We start from the raw sequence: 13,520 nt of genomic DNA on the forward strand, positions 1-13,520 counted from the left end.
GTCTTTAGCGTTCTTGTTATGGGTGTATCCGTTTCAGGTGCGACGTTCTGCCGCATCGCTGAAACCGGTTTCAGGAAACAGCAAAGCGCTTTCGCCGTCAAGCGCGATCAGCGTCAGCGGGATGAAAAAAATGTCATGCGCCCGACCGCTGGTGGTCTTCTTTGGCAGAGGGAAGCGTCTGGCACCTGCGTTGCAGGTGATCGCGGGCAAGCCTCGCTCCTACAGAAGCCAGCAAAGCGAATTCATGCCGAGGAAGTGCCTGCACAACCCGTAGAAGCGAGCGGACGGGCGGCGATCCGACTTGCCGGCGATAAGGACCACACGGTTTCCCTGGACAAAGGCTATTGGAGGCCGCCCCGCAGATAGTCGAGCAAGGCGCCATACAGCACATCCACCTCCGGCGCCAGGCCCCGGGCCCGCAGGCAGCCATGCACCAGGCCGGGGCCTGGGTACAGTTGGCTGTGGCTGCCGGCGGCGAGCAACCGTTGGTGATACAGCGCGCCGTCGTCGCGCAGCGGGTCGAACTGCGCCAGGGCGATAAAGGCCGCGGGCAGGCCGCTGAAATCCGTGGCCAGCAAGGGCCGGGCATAGGGCGAACACTGGGGCGGGCCGGGCAGGTACAGGGCCTGGTAGGTGTCCAGGTCGTTACTGCCGAGCAGGGGCGCGTCGGCGCACTGGCTGCGCGAGGGCAGGTCGGCGGCGCCACCGAGGCCGGGGTACAGCAGCACCTGGGCGGCGGGCAAGGGTTCGCCGGCATCGCGCAGGGCCAGGCACAAGGCCGCGGCTAGGTTGCCGCCGGCGCTGTCGCCGATCACCAGTTGCCGCCGGGCGTCCAGGGCAAAGGGGCTGTCGCCGGCCTGCAAGGCGCGCCAGACCGCCAGGCAATCGTCGAAGGCGGCGGGAAACGGATGTTCGGGCGCCAGGCGGTAATCCACGGCAATCACCAGCACCTGCAGCTGCGCCGCCAGGTAGGCGGTGATGAAGTCGTGGGAATCCAGGTCGCCCACCACCCAGCCGCCCCCGTGCAGGTACAGCAGGCAGGGCCAGCCATCCGCGGGCATCGGGCTGGCGGGGCAATAGGCGCGCACCGGGACCCCGGCCAATTGCAATTCGCCGATCCGCAGGTTGTCGGGACGGGGCGGTGTGAATGCGCGACACATGCGGCTGTAGCTGTCGCGCAGGCCCTTGAAGCTGCTGTCGGGGCTGGTGAAGCTCTGCGTCCTGGCGACGAAGGCGGCGAGTTGGGGGGAGAGCGGGTAGTGGCGCATGGGCGGGATTGTCCGTTGTCCGGGAGGGCGTTATCGCGGGGCCAGCCTGCCCCAATAGAGGCGAGTCTGGCCCGCGAGGCGGCTACTTCAAGCTGGCCTGCACGGCCGCCACGCCATCCTTGCCATCGAAGCTGCTGACCCCGGCCAGCCAGCGTTGCAGGTCCTCGGGGTGCTCGCGCAGCCATTGCCGCGCCACGTCCTGGGGCGTCTTGCGTTCCATGATCGGCACCATCAGCTGGCTTTCCTGGGCCGCGCTGAAGGTCAGGTTTTCCAGCAGGCGCTGGACGTTGGGGCAACGCTCGGCGTAGTCCGGCGCGGTGACGGTGGACACGCTGGCCGCACCTTCGTTGGGGCCGTAGACGTCTTCGCTGCCGGTCAGGTATTCGATCCGCAGGTTGATGTTCATCGGGTGCGGGGTCCAGCCGACGAAGACCACGAACTCCTTGCGGTTGATCGCCCGTTGCACCGCCGCGAGCATGCCGGCCTCGCCGGACTCCACCAGCTTGAAGCCCTTGAGACCGAAGCGGTCGCTGTCGATCATCGTCTTGATGGTGGTGTTGGCGCCGCTGCCGGGCTCGATGCCATAGATCTTGCCGCCCAGTTGCTCCTTGAAGCGGGCGATGTCGGCAAAGGTCTTCAGGCCCGCGGCGGCGACATAGTCGGGCACGGCGAGGGTGGCCTGGGCATCGGCCAGGCTCGGTTTGTCCAGGACCTTGACCTGTCCGGCCTCGAGGAACGGCGCGATGTTCTTGTCCATCGCCGGTTTCCAGTAGCCGAGGAAGATGTCCAGGCGCTTGTCGCGGATGCCGGCGAAGATGATCTGCTGCACGGCGCTGGTCTGTTTGCTGTCGTAGCCCAGGCCGGTCAGCAACACGTCGGCCATGCCGCTGGTGGCGATGACGTCGGTCCAGTTGACCACACCCATGCGCACGGTCTTGCAGGAGGCGGGCTCGCTGGCCCGGGCATTGGCGCTGAGCAACAGGGCGCCGCAGAGAAGCGGGAGACAGGGCTTGAACAGGGTTTTCATCACGGGGGCTCGTCCGGCAGGTCGTTATTGTCGGGGGCGGCGTCTTGTTGCGCCGTGCCTACCACTGTAGGTAACCCTGGCCGCTATGAACGCGCCCTGAAGCGACCGGCTCTTGCACTGGGGCGACCCGGCCGCTGCGCCCGACCTCTTCAGGCCCACAGGCTCGCCCAGGCCGAGGCCAGCAGCAACAGCGCCATGCCCCGGTTGAAACGCTGCATGGCCCGCGGCGAGCGCAGCAGCCGGGCGGAGCCGGCGCCGAGCAGCGCCCAGGTGCCCAGGCAGGGCAGGGACACCAGGAAAAACACCAGCGACAGGTACAGCACCTGGCCCTGGCGTTCGCTGCCGTTGCCGGCGAACACGCTGACCACGGCCAGGGCCATCATCCAGGTTTTCGGGTTGACCAGTTGCAGGCTGGCGGCGCCGAGCAGGCCCAGGCGTCGGTGCTGAGTGTCGGCCTGCGGATCGAGGGATGGCGCCGGGGCGCGGAAGATCTGCCAGGCCAGGTAGCTGAGCCAGATCACCCCGGCCCAGCGCATGGCGCTCGGCAGCCCGGGCACTTCCATCAGCGTGCGGCCGAGGCCGCTGCCCACCAGCATGACGATGCCGGCGGCGGCCACGCAGGCGCCGAGAACGATCGGCAGCGCGGCCTTGAAACCGTAGCGGGCGCTGTTGCTCAGCACCAGGATATTGGTCGGCCCCGGGGTGATCGAGGCGACGAAGGCGAACAGCAGGAAGGGCAGCAGGCTGGATAGGGAAGACAACATTGCAGGCAGGCTCCAGTGAAGATCGATGAAGGCGATCTTCGCCGGCGCGGGTTCAGGCGTCTGGAAGGTTTGAGCAGCGCTTGCGATAGGCCGCCGGGGTCAGGCCGTAGGCGCGGACGAACCAGCGGCCCATATGGCTCTGGTCGGCGAAGCCCAGGGCCATGGCCACCTCGGCCGGTTGTGCGCCGCGGGCCAGCAGGCGCCTGGCCTTGGCCAGGCGCAATTGCACCAGGTAGGCATGGGGCGGCAGGCCATAGGCGGCCTTGAAGGCGCGGGTCAGGCGGAAGCGGTCGACGCCACAGACCGCGCCCAGCTCGTCCAGGCTGATGTCCTGCCGGGCATGGGCATGCAGGTAGTCGCGGGCCTTGTGCGCCACCAGCGGCAGGCGCGGGTCCTGATGGTAGCGCCTGCGCCAGTGCAGGTGGCCGGTGAGCTGGTCGAGCAACTGGTCCATGGCGCTCTGGCGGACGATGCGCAACTCGCCGTGGTGCAGGCTGTGGAAGGCATTGCTGGTGGCCAGGGCCAGGCGCTGGTCGCTAGCCAGGGTGGTGGCGAAACTCAGCTGGCTGTCGGCCGGCGCCTCTTCGAACAGCGCGCTCAGCTCACGCTCCAGCCACTGCGGGTCGAGGTACAGCATGCGGTAGGTGAAGCCGCCTTCGGTGGGGGCGTCGCCGTCGTGGATTTCCCCGGGCTCGAGCAAAAACACCTTGCCCGGGGTGCTGTGAAAGCGCTCGCGTCGGCAGTGGAATTGCTGCACGCCTTCTTCGGTCACGCCCACCAGGTAGCTGTCATGCCAGTGGGGGTCGTAGGCATGGCCGGTGAAATGGGCGCGCAGGGTTTCGATGCCGGTGTCGGCGTCCTGGGCCAGATCGATCCAGTTGTGCGCGTTCATGGGATATCCGTGACAAGGGCGGGAACGCCAGTTAGCGCCCGCCGGCCGGGGCAGATCTAGAACATTTGTGCGGCATCAGCCGAACAGCCCGGCGGCGATGTTGATGGAAAACCCGAGGATCGCGGTGTTGAACAGAAAACCGATCAGCGACTGGGCCAGGACGATCTTGCGCAACTCGCGGGTGGCGACGCCGACGTCGGAGGTCTGCACCGCCACGCCGATGGTGAAGGAGAAGTACAGGAAGTCCCAGTAGTTGGGGGTGGTCAGGCCTTCGGGAAAGCGCAGCGCCGGGTCCTTGCCGCCCCAGGTGTAGTAAAGACGGGCGTAATGCACGCTGAAGATCACCCCGATCAGCAGCCAGGAGCCGATCACCGTAAGGCCGGTAAAGGCATAGTGCAGCAGGCGCCGGCCGGTTTCCAGGTCCTTGCTGCCGGACAGCGAGAGGGTGATGGCGGCGAGGCTGGCGATGGCCGCAATGCACACCATGAGCAGCACCAGCCCGGCGTTTTCGTCCTCGACCTCGGCGATGCGTTTCACGTCGTCGGCCCTGGACCGTGCGGTGAGCCAGCACATCAGCGCCAGGTAACTCCAGACCCCAGCGTTCCAGCCGATGAGAATCTTGCTGATCAAGGCGTCCGCCGGCACCAGGATGCCCGCGGCCAGGCCGATAAAGGCGCCGATGGTCAGGCGAGGGTGGGTACGTACAAGAAGGGACATGACGGCTCGCTGTGGCGGATTTGCCGCAAACCTTAGCATGCCGGCCCTGTAGCCGCAGGGGGCATCCCCCTGCGGCTACACAGGTTTTTCTGGAGGAGCGAAGCTTGCTCGCGATGAGTCTTCAACGAACCCTTGACGAAGTCTTCAACGATCCCTCGGTAAGTCTTCAACGATGACGCGGTGCGTTGAAGACTCGCCGCGGCATGACTATTCGGCGGCTCCTGGCGCCGTGACGCCCGCTTGTTTGTCACTGCGGCGCCTGACCAGCTTCATCACCACCACGAAGAACACCGGCACGAACACCACCGCCAGGGTCGCGGTGATCATGCCGCCGATCACCCCGGTACCGATGGCCTGCTGGCTGGCCGAGCTGGCGCCGCTGGCGATGGCCAGGGGCACCACGCCGAGGATGAACGCCAGCGAGGTCATGACGATCGGCCGCAGGCGCAGGCGCGCGGCCTGCACCGTGGCGTCCACCAGGTCGTGGCCTTCGTCGTACAGGCTCTTGGCGAACTCGATGATCAGGATCGCGTTTTTCGCCGACAGGCCGATGATGGTGATCAGCCCGACCTTGAAGAACACGTCGTTGGGCATGCCGCGCAGGGTCACCGCCAGCACCGCGCCAAGCACGCCCAGGGGCACCACCAGCAGCACCGAGGTGGGAATCGACCAGCTCTCGTACAGCGCCGCCAGGCACAGGAACACGATCAGCAGCGACAGCCCCAGGAGCAGCGGCGCCTGGCTGCCGGACAGGCGTTCCTGCAGCGACAGGCCGGTCCATTCCTGGCCCAGGCCGGCCGGCAGCTGGCTGACCAGGCGCTCGATTTCCGCCATGGCCTCGCCGGTGCTGTGGCCCGCGCTCGGCTCGCCGGAAATGCTGATGGCCGGGTAGCCGTTGTAGCGGGTCAACTGGGTCGGGCCCTGGGTCCAGCGCGCCTGGGCAAAGGCCGACAGCGGCACCATCTTGCCGAGGTTGTTGCGCACATGGATCTTCAGCAGGTCTTCCACCTGGCTGCGTCGATCGCCCTCGGCCTGGACCACCACCCGCTGCATCCGCCCCTGGTTGGGGAAGTCGTTGATGTAGCTGGAACCGACCGCGGTGGACAGCACGTTGCCGATGTCGGCAAAGGACACGCCCAGGGCGTTGGCCTGCTTGCGGTCGACTTCCAGGTGCACCTGCGGCGCCTCGGCCAGGGCGCTTTCGCGCACGTTGGTGAGGATCGGGCTCTTTTCCGCGGCGGCCAGCAATTCGGTGCGGGCCTGCATCAACGCAGCATGGCCGATGCCGCCGCGGTCCTGCAGGCGGAACTCGAAGCCGCTGGAGGTGCCCAGGCCGTCCACTGGCGGTGGCAGCACGGCGTAGGAAACCGCGTCCTTGATTTCACTGAGGGCGGCGTTGGCCCGGTCGGCGATGGATTGCGCCGAATCGTCGCTGCCGCGCTGCGACCAGTCCTTGAGGGTGGTGAAGGTCAACGCGGCGTTCTGCCCGCTGCCGGAGAAACTGAAGCCGAGAATCACCGTGCTGTCGCCGACCCCCGGCTCGCTGGCGTTGTGCGCCTCGATCTGCTCCACCACCTGGATCGTGCGGTTCTTGCTCGCGCCCGGTGGCAGCTGGATGTCGGTGATGGTGTAGCCCTGGTCCTCCACCGGCAGGAACGAAGAGGGCAGGCGGCTGAACAGCAGCCCCAGGCCCACCAGCAGCACCCCATACACCAGCAGGTAGCGGCCGCAGCGTTTCAGCGCATAGGCGACCCAGCGCTGGTAGCCGTCGCTGAGGTTTTCGAAGCGCCGGTTGAACCAGCCGAAGAAGCCGCCTTTTTCATGGTGCTCGCCCTTGGCGATCGGCTTGAGCAGGGTGGCGCACAGGGCCGGGGTCAGGGTCAGGGCGAGGAAGGCCGAGAACAGGATCGAGGTGGCCATCGACAGCGAGAACTGCTGGTAGATGACGCCCACCGAACCTGGCATGAAGGCCATCGGCAGGAACACCGCCACCAGCACCAGGGTGATGCCGATGATGGCGCCGGTGATCTGCTGCATCGCCTTGCGCGTCGCCTCCCGGGGCGACAGGCCCTCGCTGACCATGATCCGCTCGACGTTTTCCACCACCACGATGGCGTCGTCCACCAGGATGCCGATGGCCAGGACCATGCCGAACATGGTCAGCACGTTGATCGAGAAACCCAGCGCCAGCATGGTGGCGAAGGTGCCCATCAGTGCCACCGGCACCACCAGGGTCGGGATCAGGGTGTAACGGATGTTCTGCAGGAACAGGAACATCACCGCGAACACCAGCAGCATGGCTTCGCCCAGGGTGTAGACCACCTTGGTGATCGAGACCTTGACGAAGGGCGAGGTGTCGTAGGGGATCTTGTATTCCACGCCGGCCGGGAAGTAGCGCGCCAGCTCGTCCATCTTCGCCCGGATCAGGGTCGCGGTGTTCAGGGCGTTGGCCCCCGGCGACAGCTGCACGCCGACCGCGGTGGAAGGCTTGCCGTTGAGGCGGGTGGAGAACTGGTATTCCTGGCTGCCGACTTCCACCCGGGCAACGTCGCCGACGCGCACGGTGGAGCCGTCCGGATTGGCCCGCAGGACGATGTCGGCGAACTCTTCCGGGGTCGACAACTGGCCCTTGACCAGCACCGTGGCGGTGATTTCCTGGGTCGAACTGCCTGGCAGGTCGCCGATGCTGCCGGCCGAGACCTGGGCGTTCTGCGCGACGATCGCCGCGTTGACGTCGGCCGGGGTCAGGTTGAAGCCGATCAGCTTCTGCGGGTCGATCCACACCCGCATGGCGCGCTCGGCGCCGTACAGCTGGGCCTTGCCGACCCCGTCCAGGCGGCGGATCTCGTTCATCACGTTACGCGCCAGGTAGTCGCTGAGCGCGGTGTCGTCGAGCTTGCCGTCGCTGGAGGTGAGGGTGATCAGCAGCAGGAAGCCGGCCGAGACCTTCTCCACCTGCAGGCCCTGCTGGGTCACCGCTTGCGGCAGGCGCGGCTCCACCACCTTGAGGCGGTTCTGCACATCGACCTGGGCCATTTCCGGGTTGGTGCCCGGCTGGAAGGTGGCGGTGATGGTGGCGCTGCCCAGGCTGCTCTGGGACGAGAAATACAGCAGGTGATCGGCGCCGTTGAGCTCTTCCTCAATCAGGCTGACCACGCTTTCGTCCACGGTCTGCGCCGAGGCGCCCGGGTACACGGCGTAGATCTCGATGCTCGGCGGGGCGACGTCGGGGTACTGCGCCACCGGCAACTGCGGGATGGAGAGGGCGCCGGCCAGCAGGATAAACAGGGCGACCACCCAGGCGAACACCGGACGGTCGATAAAGAATTGCGGCATGAGGGTTCCTACCTACTGTCCAGTGGTCTGGGCAAGGGGAAGAGGGCTGTCGTCGATCTGCACCTTTTCGCCCGGACGGGCGTGCTGCAGGCCCTCGACGACGATACGGTCGCCGGCCTTGAGGCCGTCGCTGACGATCCAGCGGTCCTTTTGCGCGGCGCCCAGTTGCACCGGGCGCTGCACCACCCGCTGCTCGGCATCCACCAGCAGCACCTGGGCGATGCCGGCGCTGTCGCGCTGGATGGCGCGCTGCGGCACGCTGATGCCCTGGCGGTTCACCGCCTGCTCCAGGCGCACGCGAATGAAGCTGCCGGGCAGCAGGTCGAGGTCCGGGTTGGGAAACTCGCTGCGCAGGATGATCTGGCCAGTGCTCGGGTCGACGCTGATGTCGGCGAACAGCAGCTTGCCCGGCAGCGGGTAGAGGCTGCCGTCGTCCTGGATCAGCGTGGCCTTGGCCTGGTCCTGGCCGACCTGCTGCAGCTGGCCGGCGCGGAAGGCCCGGCGCAGGTCGTTGAGCTCGCGGGTCGACTGGGTAAGGTCGGCGTGGATCGGGTCCAGTTGCTGGATCAGCGCCAGCGGCGTGGTTTCGTTCTGGCCCACCAGCGCGCCTTCGGTGACCAGGGCGCGGCCGACCCGCCCGGAAATCGGCGCGGTGACGGTGGCGTAGCCCAGGTTCAGCCGGGCACGCTGCACGGCGGCCTGGTTGGCGGCTACCTCGGCGGCGGTCTGGCGCGCGTTGGCCCGGGCGTTGTCGTATTCCTGGGCGCTGATGGCCTTGTCTTCGATCAACTGGGCGTAGCGCTGCTCCTGCAGCCGCGCCTGGAAGGCATTGGCCTCGGCCTTGCGCAGGCTGGCCAGGGCGCTGTCGAGGTCGGCCTTGAACGGCGCCGGGTCGATGCGAAACAGCACATCGCCCTGCTTGACGTCGGTGCCTTCGCGGAAGGTCCGTTGCAGCACCACGCCGGCCACCCGCGCACGGACCTCGGCGATGCGCGGCGCGGCGATGCGCCCGCTCAGTTCGCTGCTGATCGACAGCGGGCGAGTCTCGATGGTTTCGATCCGGACCTTGGCCAACGGCGCCTGCTCCTCGGCGGTGGAGGCCTTGTCACAAGCGCTCAGCGCGGCTGCCAGCAACAACAGGCAGAACGGCGCAAACAGGTTTTTCGACATGCTGATACCCCAATGATGACTGCGGCATGCTAAGGGCAGGCCGCAAGAACCGCTGTGAAGCTGTGTAGGTGCTGTGTGAAAAAGTGTGAAGCGAATGCTCGCGCGCGCGCGAGGTTGTATATCCTTTGTGCCTCGCTGATCGGGCGATGGCTTCCCGGGGACATTCTAAGGAACGTTGTCGCTGTGTTTTTCTTCACTCAAAGACGTTCATTCCCATGCCCAACATTCTTCTGGTCGAAGACGACCCCGCGCTCTCTGAACTGATCGCCAGTTACCTGGAGCGTAACGGCTATCAGGTCAATGTCATCAGCCGCGGCGACCAGGTGCGTGAAAGGGCGCGGGTCAATCCGCCGGACCTGGTGATTCTCGACCTGATGCTGCCCGGCCTGGACGGCCTGCAGGTCTGCCGCCTGCTGCGGGCCGACTCGGCATCGCTGCCGATCCTGATGCTGACCGCCCGTGATGATAGCCATGATCAGGTGCTGGGTCTGGAAATGGGCGCGGACGATTATGTGACAAAACCGTGCGAGCCGCGCGTGCTGCTGGCACGGGTGCGTACCCTGTTGCGCCGTAGCAGCCTCGGCGAGCCGCAGACCGCCAGCGACCGGATCCTCATGGGCAACCTGTGCATCGACCTGTCGGAGCGCACCGTGAGCTGGCGCGAGCAATTGGTGGAACTGTCCAGCGGCGAATACAACCTGCTGGTGGTGCTGGCCCGGCATGCCGGCGAGGTGCTGAGCCGCGACCAGATCCTGCAACGCCTGCGGGGCATCGAGTTCAACGGCACCGACCGCTCGGTGGACGTGGCGATCTCCAAGTTGCGGCGCAAGTTCGACGACCACGCCGGCGAGGCGCGCAAGATCAAGACCGTGTGGGGCAAGGGCTACCTGTTCAGCCGTTCCGAATGGGAATGCTGAGTCGATGCTGAGAATCCTGATTCGCCTGTACCTAGTGACCATCGTCTCGTTCAGCGCAGCGATCTATCTGGTCCCGGAGCTGGTGGTGAAGGTCTTCCACGAGCGTTTCATCACCTACAACCTGGACTATTCCCGGGGCCTGCAGACCCTGATCGTCAAACAGTTTCGCGGCGTACCCTCAGAGCAGTGGCCGGCCCTGGCCGCGGAGATGGACCAGGAGTTCCAGCCGCTGCACATCGTCCTGACCCGCAACGACGATGCCGATTTCACCCTGTACGAGCGCGAACGCCTGCAACGCGGCGAGAACGTGGTGCGGGTCGGCGACTGGGGCTGGCGCACCCTCGCGGTGGCGCCGCTGGACGAGCATATGGCGGTGCAGATGGTGGTGCCACCGGACCCGATCGACGTCAGCCTGCTGTACTGGAGCATCAACGTGCTGATCGGCGCGACCATGCTTGCCTGCCTGTTGCTCTGGCTGCGCCCGCACTGGCGCGACCTGGAGCGTCTGAAACACGCTGCCGAGCGCTTCGGCAAGGGCCATTTGAGCGAGCGCACGCAGATTCCCGCAAGCTCCAATATCGGCAGCCTGGCCAATGTCTTCGACACCATGGCCGGCGACATCGAAAACCTGCTGAACCAGCAACGCGACCTGCTCAACGCGGTGTCCCATGAGCTGCGCACGCCCCTGACCCGGCTCGACTTCGGCCTGGCCCTGGCGCTCTCCGACGACCTGCCGGCGACCAGCCGCGAGCGCCTGCAAGGGCTGGTGGCGCATATTCGCGAGCTCGACGAACTGGTGCTCGAGCTGCTGTCCTACAGCCGTTTGCAGATCCCGGCGCAGTTGCCGGAGCAGGTCGAGGTGTCGCTGGACGAGTTCATCGACAGCATCCTCGGCAGTGTCGACGACGAGCTGGAATCCCCGGATATCGTCATCGATGTGTCGCTGCACGGCAGCCTGGAGCGTTTCACCCTCGACCCGCGGCTGACCGCGCGGGCGATCCAGAACCTGCTGCGCAACGCCACGCGTTATTGCGAAAAGCGCATCAAGGTCGGGGTTCAGGTCAGCGACAGCGGCTGTGAAATCTGGGTCGACGACGATGGCATCGGCATTCCCGACGACGAGCGCGAGCGGGTGTTCGAACCTTTCTACCGCCTGGACCGCAGCCGCGATCGTGCCACCGGCGGCTTCGGTCTCGGCCTGGCGATCAGTCGCCGGGCCCTGGAAGCCCAGGGCGGGGCCCTGACCGTCGAGGCCTCGCCGCTGGGCGGCGCGCGTTTCCGCCTGTGGCTGCCGACGCCGGCCTGAGCCATGCCGGACATCCCCGGCGGCGGGAATGCCCGGCAAACCGGCATTCATTTTGGAAGCTGTTGCATCAGCACAGCGCGGTCGGCTGTAGCTCGCTGGCCTTGATCAGGTTCACGCCTGCCGCGCGCATCTGCCGGGTGGCCTTGTCCAGCGAGCCGTCCATGTCGATGGCCCGGCAGGCGTCGACGATCACGAAGGTATTGAAGCCCGCCGCCCGCGCATCCAGCGCCGACCACGCCACGCAGTAGTCCAGGGCCAGCCCCACCAGATACACCGTATCGATGCCGCGCTGGCTCAGGTAGCCGGCCAGGCCGGTCGTGGTGCTGCGGTCCGCCTCGACGAAGGCCGAGTAACTGTCGATATCCGGATTGCAGCCCTTGCGCAGGATCAGCTGGGCGTGGGGCAGGTTGAGTTTCGGGTGCAGTTCGGCGCCGCGGCTGGCCTGCACGCAATGGTCCGGCCAGAGCACCTGCGGGCCATAGGGCAATTGGATGATGTCGTTCGGCGCGTGGCCGTCGTGGCTGGAAGCGAACGAGATATGCCCGGCCGGGTGCCAGTCCTGGGCGATCACCACCTGCTTGAAGTGGCCGCCCAGGCGATTGATCAAGGGTACGATCTGGTCGCCCCCCGGTACCGCCAGTGCGCCGCCGGGGATGAAGTCGTTCTGTACGTCGATGACCAGCAGCGCCTTGCGTGAGCGACGGCTGCTGGAGGTTTTGGTAGTAGGCATGTGCAAGCTCCCTGAGGTTGAACGATCAGTCCATTCTCCGAGAGCATAGCGCGCCCGATCCATGGCACCGCTCCGCCGGTCAGGGGGTGGGCACTGCCTGACGTCAGGTCTGGTTGCCAGCAACAATGGCCTCATCGTAGCGGCCCTGTTGGGCCAGGCCATTGGCGTAGTCGCCGCGCTCGGCGTCCGGTAGCCAGGTGGTGCGCTGGCTGACGCAGCGCTGGTTCTTGCTGTCCCAGACCTGGCCGTCCGGGCAGTTGGGGGCGGCCGCCAGTACGGTCGCCAGCAGGCTGCCGGCGAGCAGCAGCGGGGCGCCGAAGGCGAGGGGAGGGAGGTTCATCGCGCAGTCTCCATTCGGATAGCGGTCCCCTCATTAAAGGTCCATCGCCCTGGCCGCGCCGCCCAAACTGACCGATTTTTCATGCCGTCAGTCGCCCGGGCGGGGCTATGCTGGGCAGCATTGGCCAATGACCTGGAGCCGACCGATGAAAGACCCGCAACCTTCGATCCATCACGCTGCCGCCGACGGCTACAAGGACGCGGCCGACACCTATGTGCGTGGCCGCCCGGATTACCCACCGGCGCTGGACCAGTGGCTGCGCGCCCGCCTGGGCTTGCAGGCCGGCCAGGTGGTGGTCGATCTCGGCGCCGGCACTGGCAAGTTCACCGGGCGTCTATTAGCCACCGGGGCGCGGGTAATTGCCGTGGAGCCGGTGGCGCAGATGCTCGCCAGGCTCGCCGCCAGCCATCCCCAGGCCGAAGCCCTGAGCGGTACCGCCACTTCTATTCCGCTGGCCGACGAGTCGGTGGACGCGGTGGTCTGCGCCCAGGCCTTCCACTGGTTCGCCAGCCATGAGGCGTTGAACGAAATCGCCCGGGTGCTCAAGCCGGGTGGCCGCCTGGGCCTGGTGTGGAACCTGCGCGATGCGCGGGTGCCGTGGGTGCAGCGCCTGGACCGGATCGTCAATGCCTTGCAAGGCGACACGCCGCGCTATTACACCGGGGCCTGGCGCCAGGCCTTTCCCCATCCGCTGTTCACACCCTTGCAGGAGCAGCATTTCAGCAACAGCCACAGCGGCGCACCGGAGAACGTGATTTTCGACCGGGTGCGCTCCACCAGTTTCATTGCCGCCTTGCCGGATGCAGAGCGGGCGCAGGTCGACCGGCAGATCGCCGCCCTGATCGACGAGGAGCCGGAGCTGCGGGGCAAATGCCTGGTCAGCGTGCCTTACGAAACCGCGGCGTTCTGGGCCAGCAAGCTGCGCTGATCTCCCCCCCTTTGCACAAGCGGGGAGCCGCAGTCCCGGTTTTGGCCGATGCGCTGCCTTACTGCGCGGCACAGGCCCTTGCTATAGTTCGGGCCTCATTTTTTTTGCCCGCTAAGGAATGCTGC

Annotated in this window: 13 protein-coding genes; 3 read left to right on the plus strand and 10 right to left on the minus strand. The window is 66.5% G+C overall.

Annotation, left to right across the window (positions count from 1 at the left end; translation table 11 throughout):
• Window positions 1–33: 33 nt before the first annotated feature.
• The 8 genes from H0I86_RS15225 to H0I86_RS15260 all read right to left on the minus strand — a co-directional run bounded on the left by H0I86_RS15225 (window position 34) and on the right by H0I86_RS15260 (window position 9,174).
• The gene (locus H0I86_RS15225; protein ID WP_180925663.1) at window positions 34–210 is read right to left on the minus strand and encodes a hypothetical protein; all 177 of its coding nucleotides are present in this window, start codon (window positions 208–210) and stop codon (window positions 34–36) included.
• Between the two features lie 131 nt (window positions 211–341).
• The gene (locus H0I86_RS15230) at window positions 342–1,268 is read right to left on the minus strand and encodes an alpha/beta hydrolase (RefSeq protein WP_180925664.1); all 927 of its coding nucleotides are present in this window, start codon (window positions 1,266–1,268) and stop codon (window positions 342–344) included.
• A gap of 82 nt (window positions 1,269–1,350) precedes the next feature.
• Complete coding sequence (locus tag H0I86_RS15235) at window positions 1,351–2,295, minus strand: choline ABC transporter substrate-binding protein (RefSeq protein ID WP_180925665.1); 945 nt, start codon at window positions 2,293–2,295, stop codon at window positions 1,351–1,353.
• Between the two features lie 149 nt (window positions 2,296–2,444).
• A complete protein-coding gene (locus H0I86_RS15240; RefSeq protein WP_180925666.1) occupies window positions 2,445–3,059 on the minus strand; it encodes a LysE family translocator in 615 nt (204 codons plus the stop codon).
• A 52-nt stretch (window positions 3,060–3,111) separates the two neighbouring features.
• Window positions 3,112–3,951, minus strand: a complete 840-nt coding sequence (locus H0I86_RS15245) for an AraC family transcriptional regulator (protein ID WP_180925667.1) — start codon at window positions 3,949–3,951, stop codon at window positions 3,112–3,114.
• Between the two features lie 75 nt (window positions 3,952–4,026).
• Window positions 4,027–4,668 (minus strand): DUF1345 domain-containing protein, encoded by a 642-nt coding sequence (locus H0I86_RS15250; protein ID WP_180925668.1) that lies wholly within the window; start codon window positions 4,666–4,668, stop codon window positions 4,027–4,029.
• A 207-nt stretch (window positions 4,669–4,875) separates the two neighbouring features.
• On the minus strand, window positions 4,876–8,004 hold the full coding sequence (locus tag H0I86_RS15255; protein WP_180925669.1) for an efflux RND transporter permease subunit: 3,129 nt from the start codon (window positions 8,002–8,004) through the stop codon (window positions 4,876–4,878).
• A 12-nt stretch (window positions 8,005–8,016) separates the two neighbouring features.
• The gene (locus tag H0I86_RS15260; RefSeq protein ID WP_124311353.1) at window positions 8,017–9,174 is read right to left on the minus strand and encodes an efflux RND transporter periplasmic adaptor subunit; all 1,158 of its coding nucleotides are present in this window, start codon (window positions 9,172–9,174) and stop codon (window positions 8,017–8,019) included.
• 215 nt (window positions 9,175–9,389) lie between these two features.
• Here H0I86_RS15260 and H0I86_RS15265 point away from each other — a divergent pair, with 215 nt between their 5' ends.
• Both H0I86_RS15265 and H0I86_RS15270 read left to right on the plus strand, forming a co-directional pair.
• Window positions 9,390–10,091: a response regulator gene (locus tag H0I86_RS15265; protein ID WP_023965678.1), complete on the plus strand. Its 702-nt coding sequence runs from the start codon at window positions 9,390–9,392 to the stop codon at window positions 10,089–10,091.
• A 4-nt stretch (window positions 10,092–10,095) separates the two neighbouring features.
• Window positions 10,096–11,397, plus strand: coding sequence for an ATP-binding protein (locus H0I86_RS15270; RefSeq protein ID WP_180925670.1), 1,302 nt, complete (start codon window positions 10,096–10,098; stop codon window positions 11,395–11,397).
• A 67-nt stretch (window positions 11,398–11,464) separates the two neighbouring features.
• Here H0I86_RS15270 and pncA read toward each other — a convergent pair whose 3' ends face one another.
• Both pncA and H0I86_RS15280 read right to left on the minus strand, forming a co-directional pair.
• Window positions 11,465–12,127 (minus strand): bifunctional nicotinamidase/pyrazinamidase, encoded by a 663-nt coding sequence (gene pncA, locus H0I86_RS15275; RefSeq protein WP_180925671.1) that lies wholly within the window; start codon window positions 12,125–12,127, stop codon window positions 11,465–11,467.
• 103 nt (window positions 12,128–12,230) lie between these two features.
• Window positions 12,231–12,467, minus strand: a complete 237-nt coding sequence (locus tag H0I86_RS15280; RefSeq protein WP_180925672.1) for a hypothetical protein — start codon at window positions 12,465–12,467, stop codon at window positions 12,231–12,233.
• 145 nt (window positions 12,468–12,612) lie between these two features.
• Between H0I86_RS15280 and H0I86_RS15285 the strand changes: the two genes are divergently transcribed.
• Window positions 12,613–13,395: a class I SAM-dependent methyltransferase gene (locus H0I86_RS15285; RefSeq protein ID WP_180925673.1), complete on the plus strand. Its 783-nt coding sequence runs from the start codon at window positions 12,613–12,615 to the stop codon at window positions 13,393–13,395.
• Window positions 13,396–13,520 lie beyond the last annotated feature (125 nt).

Source organism: Pseudomonas chlororaphis subsp. aurantiaca (assembly GCF_013466605.1).
GTDB classification, from domain to species: domain Bacteria; phylum Pseudomonadota; class Gammaproteobacteria; order Pseudomonadales; family Pseudomonadaceae; genus Aquipseudomonas; species Aquipseudomonas chlororaphis_I.